Raw genomic sequence first — 20703 nt, forward strand, 5'->3', positions numbered from 1 at the left:
CCTCCGTCCCCCCCCACGCGCCCGTCGCCGGATGAACGATTACCTCGTCCTCGGCGTGTTGGTGGTGGTGATGCTGCTGGGCTCGGCCGTGTGCTCCGGTGTCGAGGCCGCCCTGCTCACCGTGAGCCCGATCCGGGTGCATGAGCTGGCCCATCGTCCTCGGCCATCCGGCAGCGCCCGCCGCCTTGAGCAGCTGCGCAACCGCCTGGGCCGCACCCTGTCGGTGCTGGTGATCGTCAACAACACCTTCAACATCTTCGGCAGCCTGATGGTGGGCGGCTTCGCCAGCTGGGTGTTCAGCCGCCACAACATCGATCCCGTCGCCCTGCCGCTGTTCTCGGTGGGGCTCACCCTGCTGGTCATCCTGCTGGGCGAGATCCTGCCCAAGGCCCTCGGCAGCCGGCTGGCGCTGCCGGTCTCCCTGGCCAGCGCGAAGAGCCTGACGCTGCTCCTGAAGCTGATGCTGCCCCTTGTGCTGGTGCTGGAACGCCTGCTGCCTGGCATCAGCGATGAGAACGAGCTCAACACCGACGAAGAGGAAATCCGACTGCTGGCCAGGCTCGGCTCCCAGAAAGGGCAGATCGAGGCCGACGAGGCCGCCATGATCGCCAAGGTGTTCCAGCTCAATGACCTCACCGCCAGGGATCTGATGGTGCCGCGGGTGGCGGCCCCCACCCTGCAGGGCCAGGCCAGCCTCGAGAGTCTGCGGTCCAACCTGCTGTCCAACCCGGCCTCCTGGTGGGTGGTGCTGGGCGAGGAGGTCGATGAGGTGCTGGGGGTGGCAAACCGCGAACGGCTGCTCAGTGCCCTGTTGCAGCAGGAAGGCGCGATGACCGCCGCCGAGCTGTGCGAGCCGGTGGAATACGTGCCGGAGATGATTCGCGCCGATCGGCTGCTCACCGGCTTCCGGCGGAACAGCAGCGGCATCCGCGTGGTGGTGGATGAATTCGGTGGCTTCGTGGGGGTGATCGGCGCCGATGCGGTGCTGGCGGTGCTGGCCGGCTGGTGGCGCCGCCCCCAGACCGGTGGGGACAACCTCGCCCTCAACGTGGAGCAGGAACAGCCGTCATGACCTCCCCCTCGCTGAGCCACGGGTCCCGCCGGGGCTCCGCACCACCAGCCCATCGCCCGAGGCTGACGCCCCCGCCCACCGCTGAGCGCTGCCTGCTGCTGCTGCGCCGCTGGCGGGCAGAGCTGCAGCTCAGCCCCCGCGAAACCACCCTGCTTGGACCGGAGCTGGCAGGGCTGGACCGGCAACTGCAGCGTCTGGAGCAGAAGCAGCCGCGCCTGGCCGTGTTCGGCCGGGTGGGGGTCGGGAAATCGAGCCTGCTCAATGCCCTGCTTGGCGAGGAGGCCTTTGCCACGGATGTGGCCCATGGCTGCACCCGTCGCCAGGCGAGCCGGCCCTGGCAGCAGCCGATCGCGGGGCTGAGCGCCGTTGAGCTGGTCGACACGCCGGGGATCGACGAGATCGCCGCCGAAGCGCGTTCCCGGCTGGCGGCCCGTCTGGCCCTCGGCGCTGATCTGGTGCTGCTGGTGCTGGATGGTGATCTCACCAGCGTCGAGCTGGAGGCGCTTGAACCCTTGCTGGCCAGTGGCAAACCGCTGCTGCTGGTGCTCAACCGCTGCGACTGCTGGCCCGAGCCGGAACGCCAGGCGCTGCTGGCCAGCATCCGTCGCCGGCTCCCCGCCGCCGCCCGCACCCTGGAGCCGATCGCGGTGGCGGCGGCGCCGCGGCGGCCCCAGCTGCTCGACGATGGCCGTGTGCGCAGCGTCCGCGAAGCCGCCCAGGTGGAACCGCTGCGCCACACCCTGCGGCAACTGCTGAGCGATCACGGGCCCCTGTTGCTGGGCCTCAACGCCCTGCGGGCCGCTGATCGCTTCAGCCAGAGCCTCCACGCCCACCGCCTGCGCCAGGGCCGCCGCCACGCCCAGACCCTGATCGGCCGTTTCGCCGCCCTCAAAGCCACCGGCGTCGCGGCCAATCCGCTGCTGCTGCTCGATCTGGCGGGAGGCCTGGCCTGCGATACCGCCCTGGTGCTGCAGCTCTGTCAGCTCTACGGCCTGCCGATGACCAGCAGCGGCGCCCGCCAGCTGCTCTCACGCCTCTCCGGCCACAATGCCCTGCTGGGCGGCGTTCAGCTGGGCCTGCAGCTGCTGCTGGGTGGCATGCGCCAGGTCCTGCTGCTGGCGGCGCCCTTCAGCGGTGGTCTCAGCCTCGCGCCGGCGGCGCCGGTGGCCCTGGCCCAGGCGGCCCTGGCCGTGCACACCACCCGTCGCACCGGCCGCCTCGCGGCCGCCGAGCTGCTGCGCGGCGCCAGCGGCGCCGGCCGGCCAGGCGCCCTGCTGCAGCGCCTCTGCGGCCAGGATCCGGAAGTGCGCCGCTGGTTGGCCAGCTGGCAGCAGGCTCCCGTCGCCCTGCCACCGCGGCCTGCCAGCCTGCTGCCCTGAGCCGGCCACCGATGCCCGCCGTTGCCCTGTTCGGCACCAGCGCCGATCCACCCACCCTCGGCCACCGCGCCCTGCTCGAGGGGCTGCTGACCCTCTACCCAGAGGTGGCGACCTGGGCCAGTGACAATCCCCTCAAGCACCATGCGGCCCCGCTGCCCATGCGGGCAGCCCTGCTGGAGGCCCTGGTGGCAGCGATCGGCGATCCGCGGCTGCACCACCGGCAGGAGCTCAGCAGCCCCTGGACGATCGAAACCCTGGAGCGCGCCGCCCGGCAGTGGCCCCAGCACGAACTGGTGTTTGTGGTGGGGAGCGATCTGGCTCCCCAGATCCCCAGCTGGAAAGCCGCCGATGCGATCCTGCGCCGCTGCCGCCTGGCGATCGCCCCGCGCCGGGGTTGGCCGCTCACGGCGGAGCAGCAGCAGGCGCTGCGAGAGCTGGGGGCGGAGCTGGAGCTGCTGCCTCTGGAGATTCCCGCCACGGCCAGCTCAGCGGTGCGCCGCTGCCCCGATCCGGCCCAGGTTCCGCCGGAGCTGCACCCCCTGCTGCTGCAGCACAATCTGTACGGCTTCCAAGGGGGTGGTCCTGCGGCAGGCCGAATCGGCTGATGCAGCCTGATCGGGCTGCAGATGCAGCAGCTTGAGTCGACTGCGACCACTTCCGCCTCCTTCCCTTCCCCTCACGCCGTTCCCGCTGCCGATGCGTCTTGCTCTGGCCCAGATCGATCCCCTGGTGGGCGACCTGCGAGGCAACGGCGCACGCATCCTGACGGCCTGCCGGGAGGCGGCGAGCGCTGGCGCCGAACTGGTGCTGACGCCGGAACTCTCGCTCTGGGGCTATCCGCCCCGCGACCTGCTGCTGCGCGCCAGCCTCGTGCAGCGCCAGGGCGAAGAGCTCGACCGACTCGCCGCCTCACTGCCCGCGGAGCTGGCGGTGCTGGTGGGGGTGGTGGAACCGGTGGAGGATGCCGGGGTGCCGGGCCTCTACAACAGCCTGGCCCTTGTGGAGCCGGGCCAGTGGCGCTTCGTGGCCCGCAAACGGCTGCTGCCCACCTACGACGTCTTTGACGAGCAGCGCTATTTCCGCAGCGGCACCAGCGCCGCCGTGCTGGAGCTGGTGCGCAGCGGCCGCCCGTGGCGCCTTGGGCTGACGATCTGCGAAGACCTCTGGGTGGACGAGCAGCTGCAGGGCCACCGCCTCGCCGGCGCGGATCCGATCGCGGCACTGCTGCCGCATCGGCTCGATCTGTTGCTCAACCTCTCGGCCTCCCCCTTCGGCCAGGAGAAGGTGGCCCTGCGGCAAACCCTGGCCTCGCGCGCCGCCAGGCGCCTGGGCTGCCCGGTGGTGTACGTGAACCAGGTGGGCGGCAACGACGAACTGGTGTTCGACGGCGTCAGCTTCGTGGTGGATGGCGAAGGGACGCTGGTGGCTCGCCTGCCCTGCGCCCGTGAAGCCCTCGGTTTCTGGGACGCCGCTCGCGACCAGGCCAGCGCCATCGCGCCGTTGCCCGAGCGGCTGGAGCAGATCTTCCGCGTGCTGGTGCTGGGGGTGCGCGACTATGCCGGCAAGTGCGGCTTCCAGCGGGCGCTGCTGGGCCTGAGCGGCGGCATCGATTCGGCCCTGGTGGCAGTGATCGCCGCCGCGGCCCTCGGCCCCGAGCAGGTGCGGGTGCTGCGGATGCCCTCCCCCTGGAGCTCCGCCGGGTCCCTCAGCGACGCCACAGCCCTGATCGAACGGCTGCACCTGCCCAGCAGCACCCTGCCGATCGCTGCGCTGATGGACAGCTTCGACACGGTGCTGACCCCAGCGCTGGGAGAAGCCCCCCGCGGGATCACGGCGGAGAACCTGCAATCCCGCATCCGCGGCACGCTGCTGATGGCCCTGGCCAACCAGGAGGGCCGGCTGCTGCTCTCCACCGGCAACAAATCCGAACTGGCGGTGGGCTATTGCACCCTCTACGGCGACATGAACGGAGGCCTGGCCGTGATCGGCGATCTCTACAAAAGCACCGTGTTTGCCCTGTGCGCCTGGCTGGACAGCCCCGCCGCAGGCCCCTGCCGCCGTGATCTGGGCCTGCCCGAGTGCGGCGAGCTGGTGGGCAGGGCCATCCGCGACAAGCCCCCCAGCGCCGAGCTGCGGCCCGACCAGCGCGACAGCGACTCCCTGCCGGACTACGCCGTGCTCGATCCGCTGCTGAAGGCCTACATCGAGGAGCTGCGCACCCCCGAGCAGCTGATCGCTGCCGGCACCGATGCCGCCCTGGCCGAACGGGTGCATCGGCTGCTGCGTCTGGCCGAATTCAAGCGGCGCCAGGCTGCACCACTGCTGAAAGTGAGCGCTCGGGCCTTCGGCAGCGGTTGGCGGATGCCGATCGCCGCACGCTGATCCCGTCACGAATGCGTGGCAGTTCCGCCCCGGCCCCGCCAATCTGGTGCAAGCCCTGCAGTGGTCCATGACAGCACCCGGCCTGACGGCCCCGATGGCCAGCATCGGCGTGCCTACGGAAATCAAGCAGGACGAGCAGCGGGTGGCGCTCAGTCCTGATGGGGTGCGCGAGCTGGTGGGCCAGGGCATGGAGGTGCGGGTGCAGGAGGGCGCCGGGCTCGGCGCCGGCATCGCCGACGATGACTACGCCGCGGCCGGGGCCCTTCTGGTGAGCTGCGAGGACGCCTGGGGCGCCCATCTGGTGGTGAAGGTGAAAGAACCGCAACCGGAGGAGTTTCGCTATCTGCGCAGCGACCTGGTGCTGTTCACCTACCTCCATCTGGCCGCCTATCCCGAGGTGGGCGAGGCCCTGCTGGAGGCCGGTACCACCGCGGTGGCCTACGAAACCGTGCAGCTCGAAGACGGCAGCCTGCCGCTGCTGGCGCCCATGAGCGAGATCGCCGGGCGCATCGCCGCCCAGGTGGGCGCCCATCTGCTGGAAAAGCCCCACGGTGGCCGCGGCGTGCTGATCGGCGGCTGTACCGGCGTGCGGCCGGCGCGGGTGGTGGTGCTGGGGGCCGGAACGGTGGGCTGGCATGCGGCACGGCTGGCGGCGGCGATGGATGCGGAGGTGTTCCTGCTGGATCACTCGCCCCAGCGCCTGCGCCGGCTGGAGGCCGACCGCAAGGGCCGCCTGGTGAGCCTGGTGAGCAGCCGCGGCCTGATTGAGCGGTTGGTGCCGGGGGCGGACCTGCTGATCGGCGCCGTGCTCACCCCCGGCGGCCGGGCCCCCACCCTGGTGGAGGAAGACCTGGTCCAGCGCATGAAGGCCGGCTCGGTGATCGTGGACGTGGCGATCGATCAGGGGGGCTGCATTGCCACCAGCCGCGAAACCACCCACACCGAACCGGTGGTGACGATCCATGGCGTGCAGCACTACGCCGTGGGCAACATGCCCGGCGCGGTGCCTTTCACCTCCACCGAAGCCCTGGTGAGTGTCACCCTGCCCTACATCCTGGTGATGGCTGGCCGCGGGCTGGCCGAGGCGGTCACCGACCGGCCCGAGCTGCTCTCGGGTCTGAACACCGTCAATGGGGCCGTCTGCCATCCCGGAGTGGCCAAGGCCCTGGGGGTGTCGCCGCGCCACCCGATGGCCTGTCTGCGCTGAGCTCCGTTCAAGCGAGGCGCCCCAGGGGCCGGTGCAGGCTGGCAGGGTCGATCCCCTCCCGCAGAGCCAGCACCAGACCAGCCGCTTCGGCGTAGGTCGTCACCTCCAGCACCTCAAGGCCCAGCGCCGCCCCGTCGACCGCCAGCACACAGGGATTGCCCCGCACGGCGATCACCGGGACCCCCCGCTCCGCGCAGGCCAGAACAGCTTCCCCCCCCAGGGCCGCCGCCGGCGCCACCACGGCACCGATGTCTCCGGAGCGGATCAGGCCGGCCGCCCTGGAGGCAGCCGGTTCGCTCACCAGATCGGGGGCCCGGCTCAGGCCCACCAGAACGCAGGGCAGGAAGGTGTGGCCCAGCTCCTCCGCCGCGGCCCGCGGATCAAGGCTGGGATCGAGCGGCAGCGGCGCCAGGGCCGGAGCGTGGGCGCAGGGGCAACCCAGATGACGACTGAGCAGATGGCTGATCACGGCCTCGGCACCGGCCAGCCCGTCGACCCCCGCCCCCTGGCGGTAGGCCGCCAGGGCCTCACTCTCGGGCTCATCGGGGAAACGGGCCACCACGGCGATCGCCGTGGCCCCGGCCGCCACCAGCTGCTCTCCCGCCCGCAGCAGCAGATCCGGGCGCACCAGGCTGCCCCAGCTGGCACCACTGGGGCCAAGCGACAGGCTCACGTGCAGCGGTGCCTCGGTGGTGCGCACCGGGCCGATCGCCAGGCCAAGGCTGGCGCGGCAGGCATCGGCCGCCTGCAGATGGCGCTGACGCAGGGGCTCCTCGATGCCGGCATCCAGCAGCAGACCCACCCGCCGCGACGGGACCGGCGCCAGGGCCAGCTCACCGGCAGCGAAGCGATTCAGGCTCCAGCCCTCCACGTAGTGCAGCCGTGGATCGCTCCAGTAGAGCGCCGCCGCGTTCATCACGTTGGGATGGGTGATCAGGCAGCCACTGGCGGCGGCGAGCAGCCGGGCCGCCGGCAGGCCATCGCCCGCGTAGCCGCCCACGGCACAGCCCACGCCGGTGGGGATCACCAGAAGGGTGGGCAGCGGCGGCGCCGCACAGCCGCTCAACACGGCGGTTTGGTGCTCAACAGCCAAACCCCTTCGACCCTCAGCCCCCGATCAGGATCCACCGCCGTGATCGCCCAGCGCAGGGGCTCGGCGCCGCCGGGTTGGTCGGCCAGGGAGGCCCGGATCTGTGGCAGCAGAGCACCGGGCGCGGGCTTCAGCCACAACTCCAGTGGCTCGAGGCGCATGGGCGCAGCACTCACTTCTGAAACTGACCGAACTGAAGCTCGTAGAGCGCATCTTCCTGGCCGGCGAGCAGATCGAGGTCACTGCGGGGGAATGACACACACAACAGGGCATAGCCCTGCTCCTGCAGCTCCATCTTCACCCCCATGGCATCGGGCTGGTGCACACGGCCGCTGCGGAGCAGGGCTGCACAGGTGGTGCACACCCCCGAACAGCAGGAACTGGGCAAGGGCACGCCCGCTGCTTCAGCCGCGGCCAGCACGGTCTGGTCGGATCGGCACGGAAAACTGTGTCGCGTGCCGTCGATCTCGGCGGTGACGCTGAAGCTGGAGGAATCGGACACGAGCGGGATCGGACGGTCAGGCGCGCAGCCCATCTTCCCCGATGGCCTGCCACTGGCTGGGATGGGGCGCCAGGTACTCCGGCGGCCTGGAGCCAGGCGCGGCGGGCGGTGCGGTGAGCACAAAATCAAGACTGATCGAAAAGCGGTGATCGTCGGGCTCGTGGTTCTCCAGCACGGCGTGATCCAGGCAGGAGGGGAACAGCAGCAGCAGACCGGCTCGCGGCGCCACATCCAGCCAGGCCGCATTGAAGGGAGAGGCGACGCCGATCGGGCCGCCATGGCCCACCGCCAGGCCGGGCACCAACTCGTTCACCTGGCGGACCGGGAACAGACGCAGACAGCCATGCCGGCCACTGCCATCGCCATTGAGGTAATACACAGCACTGAGGTGTGCATTGGGATGGTGATGGCGGCCCACCACCTGCCCGGCCTCGCTCACCACCGGCCAACAGCGCTGCAGATGCAGCGCCACCGCGGAATCGCAGAAGCCCAGGGCGCCGAGATAGGTCTGGGCATGGGCTGCGATCTCCGCCACCAGCGGCGCAAAGACCGGGTGGCGGTGCAACTGCCACACCCCATTGATGTCTCCGGTCCAGGCGCAGCCGGGATCGGGGTTGGAGGCAGACTCACCGCGCAGCTCACAGATCGCCTGAATCTGCAGAGCCGTGTCGAGCGGATCGACCGCTCGCTGCACCTGACCGAGCGCCGTGGGGAAGAGGGCTTGGATCTCCAGGCCTCCCAGTGGGGTCGCCCCATGTTGTGGGGATCCAGCATGAGGGCCAGATCCTGAAGCCACACCACCGTGCTCCCTCATCAACGAGACCTGTCGCACACGCCCGGATCCTGCCAAGCCGGACGTTCGGGCTGCAAACAGACGGGCACAGAAAGCCTCCGGGCACAAAAACATCGCTCAAAAAGCCGTTCCCGAGATTCGGAAACGGCCATCTGAACAGCAGTTGCGGGACAACGAATGCGGGCCTGCAGGTGCCAACGAGCCGAGAGAAGATCTCCGCTCAGAAGGCAACTGATCTGGCCGTCAACAGATCAGGCCATCGCCACGGAGCCACCGACCACCTCGAGGATCTCCTGGGTGATCGCCGCCTGGCGGGCTTTGTTGTAATCCAGCGTCAGGCTCTTGGCGAGGGCCTTGGCGTTGTCGCTGGCGTTGTTCATGGCCGTCATCCGGCTGGCCAGCTCAGACGCCGCCGCCTCCTGCAGGGAGCGGAGCAACTGATTCTCCAGATACAGAGGCAGCAGGGCATTGAGCAACTGCTCCGGGCTCTGATCGAAGACGATGTCCGAGGGGATCTCGGGCTGATCGTTGGCAACACCGCCGGCATCCACAGCCACGGTCAGGCGACCCTCGCGGGTGGTGAGACGGAAGATCTCGTCCTCGGGGGTGGCGATTCCCTGGGGATCCAGTGGCAACAGGGTCTGCACCACGGGCTTGGAACTGACCAGGTTGATGAACTTGGTGAAGATGATCTCGACCCTGTCGGTACTGGCAGAGAGAAACTCAGCCAGTACTTCAGTTGCGATACCACCGGCTTCGCTGGCGTTGGGAACCTGCTCGAGACCGGTGAAGGTGGCCCGGATCGGGTAGCTGCGGTTCTGGAAGTAGGTGATCGCCTTACGGCCGATCAGCACCAGATCCACGCTGTAACCCTGCTGCTTGAGCTCAGCGAAGCGTTGCTCGGTGCGTTTGATGATGTTGGCGTTGTAGCCACCGCAGAGACCACGGTCACCCGTCACAGACAACAGCGTGATCGTACGCAGATCGCGGGATTCGAGCAGGGGCGAATCAGCATCCTCGAAGCGCATGCGCGACTGAAGATTCTCCAGCACCCGTGCCAGGCGATCAGCAAACGGACGGCTACGCAACACCTGCTCCTGGGCACGCCGCACTTTGGCGGCCGCCACGAGACGCATGGCCTCGGTGATCTTGCGCGTGTTCTTGACCGAACTGATGCGGTCGCGGATTTCCTTGAGATTAGCCATCAGTACGCCCTCCTCAGACGGTGGCGAGCATGGACGATTTGACCTCGTTGATCGCATCCTTGAGCATGGCTTCAGCTTCGTCGCTGAGCTGCTTCTCGGTCTGGATCTTGGAGATGTACTCGGGCTTGTTGGTCTTGAGATACTCGCGCAGTTCACGGCAGAACTGGACCACCGATTCCACCGGAACCTCGTCGATCAGACCCTTGACGCCGGCGTAGACCACCGCGACCTGTTCAGCCAGGATCAGGGGGCTGAACTGGGGTTGCTTGAGGATCTCGCGCAGCCGCTTACCGCGAGCCAGTTGCTTCTGGGTGGCGGCGTCGAGATCCGAGGCGAACTGGGAGAAGGCAGCCAGTTCGTCGAACTGAGCCAGCTCCAGCTTCAGGGTGCCGGCGATCTTCTTGATGGCCTTGGTCTGGGCGGCTCCACCCACCCGGCTCACGGAGATGCCCACATTGATGGCGGGCCGCAGACCGGAGTTGAACAGGTCGGAGCTGAGGAACACCTGACCATCCGTGATCGAGATCACGTTGGTTGGGATGTAGGCAGACACATCGCCGGCCTGGGTCTCGATGATCGGCAGGGCGGTCATGCTGCCCTTGCCCATGGCATCACTCAGCTTGGCGGCGCGCTCCAGCAGACGGCTGTGGCAGTAGAAGACGTCGCCGGGATAAGCCTCACGACCGGGGGGACGACGCAGCAGCAGCGACATCTGGCGATAGGCCTGGGCCTGCTTGGTGAGGTCGTCATAGATCACCAGGGTGGCCTTGCCCTTGTACATGAACGACTCGGCCAGGGCCGCCCCGGTGTAGGGAGCCAGGTACTGAAGAGCGGCTGCTTCAGAGGCGCTGGCCGCTACCACGATGGTGTAATCCAGGGCGCCCTTCTCGCGCAACACCTCAACCACGTTGGCGACGGAGGCGGCCTTCTGGCCGATCGCCACATAGACGCAGACGACGTCCTGACCCTTCTGGTTGATGATCGTGTCAATGCCGATCGCCGTCTTGCCGGTCTGACGGTCGCCGATGATCAGCTCACGCTGGCCACGACCGATCGGGATCATGGCATCGATGGCTGTGATGCCGGTCTGCATGGGCTCATGCACCGACTTGCGCTGGATGATCCCAGGCGCCATCGATTCGATCAGACGGGTCTCGGTGGTGGCGATCTCACCCTTGCCGTCGATGGGCTGACCCAGGGAGTTCACCACCCGACCCAGCATCGCCTCGCCGACGGGTACTGCGGCGATCTTGCCGGTGGCCTTCACCGTGCTGCCTTCGCGGATGCCGAGCCCCTCGCCCATCAGCACAACGCCGACATTGTCGTCCTCCAGGTTGAGGGCAATGCCTTCGGTGCCGTCCTCAAATTCCACCAACTCGCCGGCCATCACCTGTTGGAGGCCGTAGACGCGGGAAATCCCGTCACCAACCTGCAGAACGGTTCCGACGTTGCTGACCGAGACGGATTTGTCGTAGTCCTCGATCTGCTGCTTGAGGATCGCGCTGATCTCGTCGGGGCGGATGGAAACCATGGGTGGAAATCCCCGGCAGGGGACACGAGGGGAAAAAGGCGGAAGGAGAAACGGGGGGAGCTAGCTCACCTTGGCCAGGGCCAGACCGAGGCGACGAACCTGTCCGGACAGGCTGGCGTCGATCACCTGCGAACCGACACTGACGGTGAAGCCGCCGATCAGAGCGGGATCGACCTTCTGGACGACCTCAACCTGCTCGGTGGCCGCCACGGTTTTGATCCTGCTGGTGATCTGGGCCAGCTGCTCGGCAGCCAACGTGGTGGCCGAGGTGACCGTCGCCAGGGCGATCCCGTTCTGCTGGCGGTAGAGGTCGAGCAGACGCTCCAGCACTGCATCCAGAACTTCGATGCGCTGGCGATCAGCCAACAGCTTGAGAAGATTCAGAAAGGTGGGCGTCACCTGCTCCGCGAACAGAGCCTGGAGGGCACCCTTCTTGGATTCGATCTCGATGACCGGCGAGGTCAACGCCTGGCGCAGATCATCGGATTCATTCCAGAGCGCCAGGATCTGACGGGCCTGGTCCACAACCTGTTCCGTTTCGTTGTGGGCTTCCGCCACCTGCAGGAAGGCTTCTGCGTAGGGCGTGGTGATGGAGTTGAGCAGCGGCATCAGGCGTTACCCATCGATTGGATGGCCTGCTCGATGAAACGGGCCTGGGCCTGGTCATCGAGCTTGCCAGGAAGGTTTGAGAGGGCCTTGTCAATGGCCAGCTGGGCGGCCTGGCGTCGCAGCAGGGTGGTGACCCTGGCCGCTTCGGACTCGAGATCATTGCTGGAGCTCTGCTTGATCCGCGCCATGTCCTCGATGGTGCGCTTCTCGATCTCGAGGCGGATCGACTGGGCACGCTCCTTGCCTTCAGCGCGGATCTGATCGGCCTTCTTCTGGGCCTGACCAAGATCCTGCTGGGCCGTGGCAAGCGAGGCCGTGGCCTTGGCCAGGCGCTCCTCTGCGTCCTTGAGATCAGAAAGGATGAGGGCCCGACGGCGCTCAAGGATGCCACCGAGGAAGCTGGGGAGGAACTTCCAGAGGCAGGCGATCACGATCGCCAGGTTGATGATGTTGGATTCGAAGATGTTGAAGTTGAGGCCGAAGCCTCCCTCCGAAGCCATCACCAGGGGAAGGGGAAGATTCATTTGGTGGCAGCCAGCAGACGTTCGACGATCAGATCACCGAGTTGGTCGGCATCTCCCTGAAGCTGTGTCATGGCCAATTCCCGCTGGGAATCAATCTCACGACGCGCCTGTTCGCGCGATGCGTTGGCTTCGGCCGTCGCAGTGGCCAGGGCGTCGCGATAGAGGCGATCGGATTCCTGTTCAGCGTCGAGGATCAGCTTCTGGGTGTGGAGACGGGCCTCCTTGAGCTGCTCCTTCAATTCAGTCTCCAGACGCTCCACCTGGGCCAGCTTCTGCTTGGCCTCGGCACGACTGGTACTGATGTAATCCTCTCGCTCTTCCACGACCCGACCGACCGGGCGGAAAAACAGGGCATTGAGAATGAAGGTGAGGACGACAATCTGCACTGCCATCAGCGGCAGAGTGGCGTCGAGGTCGAACAGACCTCCTTCGGGTGCACCTGCTTCGGCAAGCAGAAGCCAGCTGGTCATGGGGCGGGAGTGGCGAGCGGACGTCCGGAGAAAAACCGGAGGGAGAACGCGGAGCGAACGGACAACGATGCGGACGAGGCCCAGGAAACCATCGGTTCCAGGGACCTCGGATCACATCCAGTTCCGATCAGCCGGCGAAGGGGTTGGCGAACAGCAGCACCAGGGCCACCACGAGGCCGTAGATGGTGAGAGCTTCCATGAAGGCCAGGGAAAGCAGCAGGGTGCCGCGGATCTTGCCTTCAGCTTCAGGCTGACGAGCGATGCCTTCGACAGCGCCGCCGGCAGCGGTGCCCTGACCGATACCGGGGCCGATGGCGCCAAGGCCGACGGCGAGACCAGCGGCCACGACGGACGCAGCGGAGGTGATGGAATCCATGGTGGAAGGGGGGATGTGGAGCGCTGGGGTAGCGCTGGTTGAACCTGTCGCCAGCGGACGTCTCCTCCTTGGAGACGGGCCCGGACTGCAACCGGACCTGCGAGCAGGAGATTTAGCAGATCGGCTGAAAGGAGCGGCACGTTGCCGTGCGCTCAATCCAGGCCGAGGGAGCTTCAGTGATGCTCTTCGTGAACAGCCTCGCCGATGTAATAAGCGGCGAGGGTGGCGAAGATCAAGGCCTGAATCGCACTGGTGAACAAGCCCAGGAACATGGCCGGCAGAGGAACGACCAGCGGCACAAGAAAAGCGAGCACCGCAACCACCAGTTCATCAGCCAGGATGTTGCCGAACAAACGGAACGAAAGGCTGAGGGGCTTGGTGAAGTCCTCGACGATCTTGAACGGGAGCATGATCGGAGTCGGCTCCACGTAGTACTCGAAGTACCGGAAACCCTTGCGGCTAAGGCCTGCATAGAAGTAGGCCAGTGAGACCAGCAGAGCCAGGGCGATCGTGGTGTTGATGTCCGCCGTTGGGGCGCCGAGCTCACCACTGGGCAGATGGATCAGCTTCCAGGGGACCAACGCACCACCCCAGTTGCTCACGAAGATAAACAGAAAGAGGGTGCCGATGAAGGGAAGCCAATCGCGGTAAGCCTTTTCACCGATCTGCTCGCGGGTGAGATCGCGGATGTAGTCCCACAGGAACTCCAGCAGGTTCTGGGTTCCCTGGGGATCGCGGCTGAGCTTGCGGGTTCCGGCAACCACGAGGGCCAGCAGCGCGCCGATCACGACCCAGGAGCTCAGGAAAACCTGACCGTGGATCTTGAAATTCCCCAGCTGCCAATAGAGGTGTTGACCAACCTCCAGTTCGGCGAAAGGGAGAACAAGTGGTAAGGCGACCATCTGGCTGGTGGGTTTCGGTGCCGCGCAGGCGGCGTTTCGGAAAACGACGGCGGAGCCGTCAGGCTTGAGCTAGTTCGGTCATGATCTTCAGCTGTCGAAGACAGCATTCAGAAGAATGGCCGGCTTGTAGAGCAGAAAGCCGATCAGGGCAGGCAGCAACTGCAACTCGGGCAGGCGCGCCGCAGCGAGCACAAGCACCACAGGCACCAGAAGCTGAAACTTGCCCACAGACTTCGATCCATTCCCGACTCGCTCAACACTGCGAGCAAGAAGCCGCAGGTAAAGCAAGCCGGCCATGGCGCCTACCAGCAGACTGCCGGCAGTGGCCAGATCAAAGCGGAGAGAGGTGATCACAACAGCCACTGCCGAAACGAGCAGCGTGGCCAGGATCAGGCGCTGCCGAAGCCGCGCGTAATCGTCCATTCCGTTGGAAGCCTTGGCCTCCGGGGCATCGGACGTGAGAACAGAGGCCTCGACACCGGCTGCGGGATGTCCCGGATCCGTGTCCTGAGGGACGGAGTCGTGAAGAGACACCGTCTCAGGGTGAGAATCCAGTGAGTCCTGCAAGCCCGCCGAAACTCTGTTATGGCGCGCGGAATCTATCACGAGGGCCTCACTCGCCAGGCCGCAGCAGCAGCAGGCGCTGCTCCAGCAACAGCCTGGCCGTGCTCAGCAGTTGGGCGCGGGACCAGTCCGGCAGCAACCGCTCCAGGGGCTGCTCCGGACCGGCCGCCTCAAGGGCCTGGAGCAGCAGAACACCCTCCTCCGAGAGGTCAAGCGGTGCCATGTCCGAATCCAGCAGGCTGGTACCAGGCCAGCCCCAGAGGCACGGGTTGCGCACGCCGCGGGCTTGCAGCAGAACCGTGTCATCGGACCAGTCCGGTCGGAGGATCGGCCCCTTGGAGAGAAAGAACTCAAAGTGGCTGATGTCGGGATCCAGCTCCTGCACCAGTTGCCATTGCTGCCGTTCACTCAGGGCACGGGCTCGCTCGAGCAACTCGCCCTGCAGCAGCCTGGCCGGATCCCAGACGGCCGGATTGGAGAAGCCGGCGAAAGTCAGATCCGCCGAGGCCACGAAGGCGAAGAGACGATCCAGGTCGTAACTGGTCTCCTGCGGGTGCAGGTACATGTCGGCGAAGTTGGCATCGGCGGCCGTGTCCATGGCCCAGCGCTGCTCGTGATGGCGGCGCAGGCGATTGGAGGCAGGCAGGTCGGCGAACAGCTGCCGGCCGAGCCTCAGTCCGTCGGCGCCGCTGCCCGCACCCAGCAGGCCGAGGGCGCGCTGGGTGCGGTGGATCTCCCAGCGTCCGCCATCGGCATAGAGAAACAGGTGCAGGAGCCCCCCGGGCTTGAGCCGTGAGGCCAGGGCCGCCAGGCCTGCCGCCGGCTGGCGCAGATGGTGCAGCACCCCCACGGAATTGATGTAGTCGAAGCTGCCTTCGTCGGCCAGGTCCAGCAGGCTGCGGTTCTCGATCCGCACCTGGGAACGCTCGCCGCCGCCGGAGCGACGCAGCCGCTCGCGGGCCACGGCCAGGGCACCGCTGGAGATGTCCACCGCCAGGATCTCGGAGCCGGGGTTGAGATGGGCCAGGTAATCGGTGCTGACACCCGTGCCGCATCCGGCGTCCAGCAGCCGCAGCGGTCGCCCGCCCGCAGCCGCAGCGGGCAGGGCCCCGGTACAGGCCGCATAAGCCGCGTTGACACACCAACGCCAGTTGTATCCAGGCGGCGGGCCGTCCTGGAGCGGATCGCCCGGGTAGGGAAACCGGTCATAGAAGGCACTCACCACCGGGGTGGCGGCATCGGTGCTGGCACCGGGAGCGGCATCGGTGGCAGCCGGAGGAACCGATGGCGAGCCTGCGGAGGTCATGCGGAGAGCCGGGGGGTGGGGCCGAGCTTTTCATGGCGTCCAGCCCGGACGGAAGGGATCGCATCGGGTTCGTCACGGGCCGGAGGGGCGCCGTGAGCGCCTCTGGACATCCGCCCCTCCATGGGGTCGAACCACGGGGCTGCAAACATTTGTTCATGGGCTCCCGAACGCCCGCAAGGCCAGCCGTAAGTTGTCCCAGCCCGGCTCGCTCTCGTTCATGACCGTGACCGCCAGCAGCGGCAGCACCAGGGTCACACCCCAGCTCTACGACACCCTGCCGCTCTCCAGCGTCCGTCAGGCGGAGCAGCAGGACCGATTCCCCGACGGCGGGGAACTCGACAGCCTGATCACCTTCTTCCAGAGCGGTCAGACCCGCGTGGCTGTGGCCCGGCGCATCGCCGCCAATGCTCAGACGATCGTGGCCAAGGCCGCAAACCGCATCTTTGCGGGCGGCACGCCCCTCTCCTATCTGGATGCGCCCCTCAGCAGCGGAGGCGACGAGACCCCTCTCGCCGCCGACCAGGCCGCATTTCAGCGTTCCGTGCAGACCTTCACCGGTGCCGGAGCCGCCGCCAGCCGAGGCAACCTGATCCGTCGGCTGCTCGACGGCGCCGGCGGCGACGCCGACGTGCTCGTGATCCTGCCGACTGGTTTCAACCCGATCTCGGTGGCTGTCTACGGCACCGAGCGGATGAAGAAGTCGGTCCGTGACATGGCCTGGTTCCTGCGTTACGTCGGCTATGCCGTGGTGGCCGGAGATCCCAGCATCCTGGCGGTGAACACCCGCGGCCTGCGGGACATCCTGGAGAAAGCCTGTTCGCTGGCGGCCACGAATGTGGCCCTGCAGGAGATGCGAGCCGCCGCCGCCGGCCTGTTCAAGGGCGAGCCGGAGGCCCGCCAGCTGGTGATCGATTACTTCAACGTGCTGCTCAAGGAGCTTGAGGTGCCGACGCCCTCGGCGCGTCAACGGCTCGGCAGCCCCGAGAACCAGGGACTGCAACTGCCCGCCATCTATGCGCTCTCCGCCGAAGGTGCGCAGCGCTTCAACATGAAGCCCGGCATGAGTGGTGCCCAGAAAGCCGAGGTGATTCGCGCCGCCTACCGCCAGGTGTTTGAGCGCGACATCGTCAAGGGTTACAGCCAGGTGGTCTGCCCTGTGGAAGCAACCCAGGTGCGGCAAGGCCAGATCTCGATGCGCGAATTCATCCGTGCCCTGGGCCGGAGCAAGGAATATCGCCAGCAGTTTTATGGCCGCTTCTCCAACAGCCGTGCGGTTGAACTGGCATTCCGCCACTTCCTCGGCCGGGGCCTGAGTTCCAAGGAGGAATTCACCCGCTACTTCGACATCGTCAGTGCCCAAGGTCTGAACGGCCTAGTCGATTCGCTGATCAATACCCAGGAGTACGCCCGCGTCTTCGGCGAAGAGACCGTGCCTTACCTGCGCGATCTCGGCGAGGAAGCCCAGGAGAGCGCCGGTTGGGGGTCGAACCGGAAGCTGTTCCGCTTCAGCGCTCCGTTTGAAGGAGCCCCGCAGTACATCACCCTCTACTCGTCTTACCGCCAGCCCTTCGGCGATCAACACGCCTACGGCGGTGGTAACGATCCGCTCGGTCTCAACTACGGCGCCATCTTCCCGTCCGGCACGGCCAACGTGGCCACGCGTCCGGCTCCGTATGGTTATGACGCGCGCCGCATCCTGATCGGCAATGGCATGAGCCAGCCTGGTCAGATGGACAGCCCTCAGTTCCGCAAGGCCAAACCTCGTCGGGTCGGGCCCAAGGTGGTGCGGCTGCAGCAGATCGCCACCGGAGGCAATTCCGTGCCCCTGCGCGGTGGACAGCCCAGCATCCGCGGCACTGAAGCCAGCACCCAGGCCGTGATCCGGGCGGTCTACGTCCAGATCCTCGGGACCACGGGCTATGCCGGTGAGTCCACCAAGGTGGAGGAGATCAAGCTCGAAAACGGTGACATCAGCCTGCGCGAGTTCATTCGCCAGGTGGCCCGCTCGGATGCGTTCCGGCGCCGTTACTGGAGCGGGCTCTACATCACCAAGGCCATTGAGGTGATGCATCGCCGCATCCTCGGCCGGCCCACCTTCGGCCGCTGGGAGATCAACGCCTACTTCGACACGGCCGCACGCAAGGGTTTCTACGGCGTTGTCGACGCCATGATCAATTCCCCTGAATACAGCCAGAGCTTTGGTGAAGACACCGTTCCCTACGAACGCTTCATCACAGCGGCCGATGTCAATGCTCGCCGTGTTCCGGCCCTCAGGCGAGCCTTCAATGCCGCCGCGGTGGCTGATCTCACCCTGGCCAGGCGCCCTGACGTGGCACAGCCCCAGCGCCTGCAGACCGTGGGCGATCTGGTGCCCCGCAACCTGCCCGGTCGCCGCCAGGTGATCGTCGGTGGCTGGAGCGCCACTGTGGCCGGCGGTGAAAGCATGGCCAGCAGCCGTGTGGTCGAAGGCCCTGAAAGCATCCGCAAGGATCCGGAACCCACCCGTCGCTGGAGCCAGCCACGTTGGCAGCCCGGCGGTGGTGTCCCGATGCCCTGGCGCAGCGGCGTCGTCCCCGGCCCCGTCAAACCCCTGGGGGCACCAAGCGTTGGAGGTCCGAGCTGGTCTGCCACGGTGTCCACCACGCTGGTGGCTTCGCCCGCACGCCAGCCCGGTGCGGCGATGCGACAGGCCCTGCGCCCTGGCCGTCCCCAGGGGTACGGCCGTCGCCAAAGCCTCGGCATGCCTGTGGTGCTGACCAGCCTGCGCAGCGAAGACAAGCTGCAGCAGGTGATTGAGGCCAGCTACCGGCAATTGCTCAATCGTGTTCCCTTCTCTGCCGAACGGCTTGGGGATGCGGAATCCCAGTTGCGGGATGGCCAGCTGAGCGTCGCCGATTTTGTCGGCCAGATCGCCTCCAGCAGCCTGTTCCTGGATCGGCTCAACCGCATGGCCCCGCTCCGAGCTGCCGCGGCCGCGCACCTGGCTCTGCTGGGCCGCGCCGCCCAGCCCGAGGAATCCAGTCGTTTCCTGGCTACCCGAGTGCGCAGTGGTCTGCTCAGCGCGGTGGAGGCTCTGCTCTCCAGCGACCATTACGCCCAGGCGTTCGGTCGCGACACGGTGCCCTACATCCGAGGATTGGACACCAGTGACGGCATCCCGCTGGAGACCGTGAACCGCACGGCAGCCCTCTATGCCGGCAATGCCGGCCTGACTCCAGCGCCGAAAGGGGCGATCTGAGCGAGCCTCCTCACTACTGAGATCGGCTCTCGGCCCCTGCCCCTTTTCTCGTTTCATCAGAAGCGCCTTTTGCACAGGAGGGAACTGGGGCAGACCGACCAGACGAGCAGACCAGGAGCCAAAGACCAGTTGGCCCACCCCCTTGCAGGGGGCGGGCTTTTCGGTGCCCTTGAAAAAGGGAAGAGCATGCGATGACGAATTCAAGCCAGATTGCTGTCGAGAAGAAACACATCCATGCACACACGCATATCAACAACTCCGCCGAAAGCCCTTACGGGCCAAGGGATCTGCGAAATCGAGCCGCCGTGAAGAACTGTTACCGGGACCCGGAAACACTGGGAGGCTTGCCGCAGAATGAGCGGGCGGTCAGGCAATCTGGCCGCACCCACATGGCTGCGAATCTCAGACCAGCAAGGCCCCTGAACCCGGTCTGCCCTGAATTTCTGCCGTGTGGACTCCCAACCCACCCACCGGATACCGGTCTCCTCTCAGGCGACCGCTTGTTTCGAGGCAGAACTGCATGAGCATCGTCTCCAACTCGATCATCAACGCGGACGCCGAAGCCCGCTACCTCAGCCCTGGCGAACTCGACCAGATCAAGGCTTTTGTAGGCGGCGGTCAGCGTCGTCTACGCGTAGCGCAGGTCCTCAGCGAGAGCCGTGAGCGCATTGTCAAGCAGGCCGGCGGCCAGCTTTTCCAAAAGCGCCCCGACTGCATCTCCCCTGGCGGAAGCGCCTATGGCGAGGAGATGACCGCCTCCTGCCTGCGCGACATGGATTACTACCTGCGCCTGGTGACCTACGGAATCATCGCGGGTGATGTCACACCGATTGAAGAAATCGGCATCATCGGCGCCCGTGAAATGTATCGGTCCCTGGGCGTCCCCCTCGATGCCATGGCGGAATCCGTGCGCGAGATGAAGGCCGTCGCCGCCAGCATGCTGACGGGCTCCGATGCCGAAGAAGCTGGCACCTACTTCGACTATGTCGTCGGCGCCCTCTCCTGAGGCTGCATCCGTCCTTCATCCACCGCTTCACACTCAGGATTCATGCAAGACGCGATCACCAACGTCATCAACCAAGCTGACGTCCAGGGGCTTTACCTTGACGGCTCCTCCATGGGCCGCCTGGAGCAGTACTACGCCAGCGGTGAGCTGCGCGTCCGTGCCGCCGCCACCATCAGCGCAAACGCCTCCGGCATCATCAAGGAAGCCGTCGCCAAATCGCTGCTCTATTCGGACATCACCCGTCCGGGCGGCAACATGTACACCTGCCGTCGGTATGCAGCCTGCATCCGCGACATGGATTACTACCTGCGCTACGCCACCTACGCCATGCTGGCCGGTGACACCTCCATTCTGGATGAGCGCGTTCTCAATGGACTGAAGGAGACCTACAACTCCCTGGGTGTGCCCATCGGAGCCACCGTCCAGGCCATTCAGGCCATGAAGGAATCCACTGCTGCACTGGTGGGTCCCGACGCCGGCCGTGAAATGGGCGTGTACTTCGACTACATCAGCTCCGGCCTGGGTAACTGATCCCTGCTGCGGAACA

21 protein-coding genes are annotated in these 20703 nt (G+C 66.6%); 8 read left to right on the forward strand and 13 right to left on the reverse strand.

The genetic code is table 11. From position 1 onward, the window contains the following. The first annotated feature begins 31 nt into the window (after positions 1–31). From H8F26_RS00855 to ald, 5 genes are all read left to right on the forward strand, one after another. Positions 32–1072 carry a CNNM domain-containing protein gene (locus H8F26_RS00855; RefSeq protein WP_197156815.1) on the forward strand — a complete coding sequence of 347 codons (1041 nt, stop codon included), beginning with the start codon at positions 32–34 and terminating at the stop codon, positions 1070–1072. Next, on the forward strand, positions 1069–2451 hold the full coding sequence (locus H8F26_RS00860; protein WP_197156817.1) for a DUF697 domain-containing protein: 1383 nt from the start codon (positions 1069–1071) through the stop codon (positions 2449–2451). Before H8F26_RS00855 ends, H8F26_RS00860 begins: the two co-directional genes overlap by 4 nt. Positions 2452–2462: 11 nt before the next feature. Further along, a complete protein-coding gene (locus H8F26_RS00865) occupies positions 2463–3056 on the forward strand; it encodes a nicotinate-nucleotide adenylyltransferase (RefSeq protein ID WP_197156819.1) in 594 nt (197 codons plus the stop codon). A gap of 91 nt (positions 3057–3147) precedes the next feature. Further along, positions 3148–4833, forward strand: coding sequence for an NAD+ synthase (locus H8F26_RS00870; protein WP_197156820.1), 1686 nt, complete (start codon positions 3148–3150; stop codon positions 4831–4833). Between the two features lie 67 nt (positions 4834–4900). Then, entirely contained in the window at positions 4901–6040 is a 1140-nt protein-coding gene (gene ald, locus H8F26_RS00875; protein ID WP_197156822.1) for an alanine dehydrogenase, read from the forward strand. Positions 6041–6047: 7 nt separating this feature from the next. On the opposite strand, the gene H8F26_RS00880 is transcribed toward ald, so the two are convergent. The 13 genes from H8F26_RS00880 to H8F26_RS00940 all read right to left on the reverse strand — a co-directional run bounded on the left by H8F26_RS00880 (position 6048) and on the right by H8F26_RS00940 (position 15912). Further along, the gene (locus tag H8F26_RS00880; protein WP_231605387.1) at positions 6048–7133 is read right to left on the reverse strand and encodes a DUF3326 domain-containing protein; all 1086 of its coding nucleotides are present in this window, start codon (positions 7131–7133) and stop codon (positions 6048–6050) included. After that, positions 7103–7291, reverse strand: a complete 189-nt coding sequence (locus H8F26_RS00885) for a hypothetical protein (RefSeq protein WP_197156824.1) — start codon at positions 7289–7291, stop codon at positions 7103–7105. The genes H8F26_RS00880 and H8F26_RS00885 overlap by 31 nt, the downstream gene beginning before the upstream one ends. An 11-nt stretch (positions 7292–7302) precedes the next feature. After that, positions 7303–7632, reverse strand: a complete 330-nt coding sequence (locus tag H8F26_RS00890; protein WP_231598005.1) for a 2Fe-2S iron-sulfur cluster binding domain-containing protein — start codon at positions 7630–7632, stop codon at positions 7303–7305. 16 nt (positions 7633–7648) lie between these two features. Continuing rightward, positions 7649–8326, reverse strand: a complete 678-nt coding sequence (locus tag H8F26_RS00895; RefSeq protein WP_231605388.1) for a putative 2OG-Fe(II) oxygenase — start codon at positions 8324–8326, stop codon at positions 7649–7651. A gap of 350 nt (positions 8327–8676) precedes the next feature. Next, positions 8677–9630 (reverse strand): F0F1 ATP synthase subunit gamma, encoded by a 954-nt coding sequence (locus H8F26_RS00900; RefSeq protein WP_197156829.1) that lies wholly within the window; start codon positions 9628–9630, stop codon positions 8677–8679. A 13-nt stretch (positions 9631–9643) separates the two neighbouring features. Further along, complete coding sequence (gene atpA / locus H8F26_RS00905) at positions 9644–11161, reverse strand: F0F1 ATP synthase subunit alpha (protein ID WP_197156831.1); 1518 nt, start codon at positions 11159–11161, stop codon at positions 9644–9646. Between the two features lie 60 nt (positions 11162–11221). Continuing rightward, complete coding sequence (gene atpH / locus H8F26_RS00910) at positions 11222–11770, reverse strand: ATP synthase F1 subunit delta (RefSeq protein WP_197156833.1); 549 nt, start codon at positions 11768–11770, stop codon at positions 11222–11224. Continuing rightward, a complete protein-coding gene (locus H8F26_RS00915; protein ID WP_197156835.1) occupies positions 11770–12294 on the reverse strand; it encodes a F0F1 ATP synthase subunit B in 525 nt (174 codons plus the stop codon). Before H8F26_RS00915 ends, atpH begins: the two co-directional genes overlap by 1 nt. After that, positions 12291–12764, reverse strand: coding sequence for a F0F1 ATP synthase subunit B' (locus H8F26_RS00920; protein WP_197156837.1), 474 nt, complete (start codon positions 12762–12764; stop codon positions 12291–12293). The genes H8F26_RS00915 and H8F26_RS00920 overlap by 4 nt, the downstream gene beginning before the upstream one ends. A 127-nt stretch (positions 12765–12891) precedes the next feature. Continuing rightward, on the reverse strand, positions 12892–13140 hold the full coding sequence (gene atpE, locus H8F26_RS00925) for an ATP synthase F0 subunit C (protein ID WP_010315318.1): 249 nt from the start codon (positions 13138–13140) through the stop codon (positions 12892–12894). 173 nt (positions 13141–13313) lie between these two features. Beyond that, positions 13314–14042 (reverse strand): F0F1 ATP synthase subunit A, encoded by a 729-nt coding sequence (atpB, locus tag H8F26_RS00930; RefSeq protein WP_197156839.1) that lies wholly within the window; start codon positions 14040–14042, stop codon positions 13314–13316. A gap of 87 nt (positions 14043–14129) precedes the next feature. Further along, on the reverse strand, positions 14130–14576 hold the full coding sequence (locus tag H8F26_RS00935; RefSeq protein ID WP_231598006.1) for an ATP synthase: 447 nt from the start codon (positions 14574–14576) through the stop codon (positions 14130–14132). Positions 14577–14655: 79 nt separating this feature from the next. Next, positions 14656–15912, reverse strand: coding sequence for a class I SAM-dependent methyltransferase (locus H8F26_RS00940; protein WP_197156841.1), 1257 nt, complete (start codon positions 15910–15912; stop codon positions 14656–14658). A 217-nt stretch (positions 15913–16129) separates the two neighbouring features. Between H8F26_RS00940 and H8F26_RS00945 the strand changes: the two genes are divergently transcribed. The 3 genes from H8F26_RS00945 to apcB all read left to right on the forward strand — a co-directional run bounded on the left by H8F26_RS00945 (position 16130) and on the right by apcB (position 20687). Further along, complete coding sequence (locus H8F26_RS00945; RefSeq protein ID WP_197156843.1) at positions 16130–19150, forward strand: phycobilisome rod-core linker polypeptide; 3021 nt, start codon at positions 16130–16132, stop codon at positions 19148–19150. Between the two features lie 520 nt (positions 19151–19670). Next, positions 19671–20156 carry an allophycocyanin gene (locus H8F26_RS00950; RefSeq protein ID WP_197156845.1) on the forward strand — a complete coding sequence of 162 codons (486 nt, stop codon included), beginning with the start codon at positions 19671–19673 and terminating at the stop codon, positions 20154–20156. A gap of 42 nt (positions 20157–20198) precedes the next feature. Beyond that, a complete protein-coding gene (apcB, locus tag H8F26_RS00955; protein ID WP_197156846.1) occupies positions 20199–20687 on the forward strand; it encodes an allophycocyanin subunit beta in 489 nt (162 codons plus the stop codon). Positions 20688–20703 lie beyond the last annotated feature (16 nt).

The sequence above is a fragment of the Synechococcus sp. CBW1006 genome, from assembly GCF_015840525.1.
Lineage (GTDB): Bacteria > Cyanobacteriota > Cyanobacteriia > PCC-6307 > Cyanobiaceae > CBW1002.

What these genes read in the sequence shown, in the direction of transcription:
- H8F26_RS00855 (WP_197156815.1), top strand. Translation starts at nt 32, where the DNA reads ATGAACGATTACCTCGTCCTCGGCGTGTTGGTGGTGGTGATGCTGCTG.
- H8F26_RS00860 (WP_197156817.1), top strand. Translation starts at nt 1,069, where the DNA reads ATGACCTCCCCCTCGCTGAGCCACGGGTCCCGCCGGGGCTCCGCACCA.
- H8F26_RS00865 (WP_197156819.1), top strand. Translation starts at nt 2,463, where the DNA reads ATGCCCGCCGTTGCCCTGTTCGGCACCAGCGCCGATCCACCCACCCTC.
- H8F26_RS00870 (WP_197156820.1), top strand. Translation starts at nt 3,148, where the DNA reads ATGCGTCTTGCTCTGGCCCAGATCGATCCCCTGGTGGGCGACCTGCGA.
- ald (WP_197156822.1), top strand. Translation starts at nt 4,901, where the DNA reads ATGACAGCACCCGGCCTGACGGCCCCGATGGCCAGCATCGGCGTGCCT.
- H8F26_RS00885 (WP_197156824.1), bottom strand. Translation starts at nt 7,291, where the DNA reads ATGCGCCTCGAGCCACTGGAGTTGTGGCTGAAGCCCGCGCCCGGTGCT.
- H8F26_RS00900 (WP_197156829.1), bottom strand. Translation starts at nt 9,630, where the DNA reads ATGGCTAATCTCAAGGAAATCCGCGACCGCATCAGTTCGGTCAAGAAC.
- atpA (WP_197156831.1), bottom strand. Translation starts at nt 11,161, where the DNA reads ATGGTTTCCATCCGCCCCGACGAGATCAGCGCGATCCTCAAGCAGCAG.
- atpH (WP_197156833.1), bottom strand. Translation starts at nt 11,770, where the DNA reads ATGCCGCTGCTCAACTCCATCACCACGCCCTACGCAGAAGCCTTCCTG.
- H8F26_RS00915 (WP_197156835.1), bottom strand. Translation starts at nt 12,294, where the DNA reads ATGAATCTTCCCCTTCCCCTGGTGATGGCTTCGGAGGGAGGCTTCGGC.
- H8F26_RS00920 (WP_197156837.1), bottom strand. Translation starts at nt 12,764, where the DNA reads ATGACCAGCTGGCTTCTGCTTGCCGAAGCAGGTGCACCCGAAGGAGGT.
- atpE (WP_010315318.1), bottom strand. Translation starts at nt 13,140, where the DNA reads ATGGATTCCATCACCTCCGCTGCGTCCGTCGTGGCCGCTGGTCTCGCC.
- atpB (WP_197156839.1), bottom strand. Translation starts at nt 14,042, where the DNA reads ATGGTCGCCTTACCACTTGTTCTCCCTTTCGCCGAACTGGAGGTTGGT.
- H8F26_RS00940 (WP_197156841.1), bottom strand. Translation starts at nt 15,912, where the DNA reads ATGACCTCCGCAGGCTCGCCATCGGTTCCTCCGGCTGCCACCGATGCC.
- H8F26_RS00945 (WP_197156843.1), top strand. Translation starts at nt 16,130, where the DNA reads ATGACCGTGACCGCCAGCAGCGGCAGCACCAGGGTCACACCCCAGCTC.
- H8F26_RS00950 (WP_197156845.1), top strand. Translation starts at nt 19,671, where the DNA reads ATGAGCATCGTCTCCAACTCGATCATCAACGCGGACGCCGAAGCCCGC.
- apcB (WP_197156846.1), top strand. Translation starts at nt 20,199, where the DNA reads ATGCAAGACGCGATCACCAACGTCATCAACCAAGCTGACGTCCAGGGG.